The organism is Paraburkholderia sp. SSBN10T (assembly GCF_056619545.1).
Map to the genome: position 1 here is coordinate 1 of NZ_JBWQQI010000082.1, position 330 is coordinate 330.

Consider the following 330-nt stretch of genomic DNA (forward strand, 5'->3'; position numbering starts at 1 on the left):
TCGTAAGCAATGGGAACAGCGAGAAACAGCCGGGATAGACCAAACGCTGCCGCCATCGCGTGGCAGTAGGTTCCCGCCTGAATTCCGGCAAGCGATGCAAAGCCGGCAGATCGTCCCTGACTAACGCTTCGGGACGCGATTAACAGCATGTCCGGACCGGGCGTCATAGTAAGGGCGACGCAGGCACCCGAGAAGAGTCCGAGCGTAGTGAGGCTGAGCATGAGGATCCCTTTTGTTGGTAACGCAAAAGGGATCTCAGTCTAATGAACGAATTTTAAGGGGTCAATCAGTTTGACTGGCCGCTTTCGGTTATGCCGTCAGTCCGCTCAG

At 55.8% G+C, this 330-nt stretch carries 1 protein-coding gene; it reads right to left on the bottom strand.

Annotation, left to right across the window (positions count from 1 at the left end; translation table 11 throughout):
• A partial coding sequence (locus AC1ECK_RS36720) for a LysE family translocator (RefSeq protein ID WP_480328207.1) occupies positions 1-221 on the bottom strand: 221 nt, incomplete at its 3' end.
• Between the last annotated feature and the right edge of the window lie 109 nt (positions 222-330).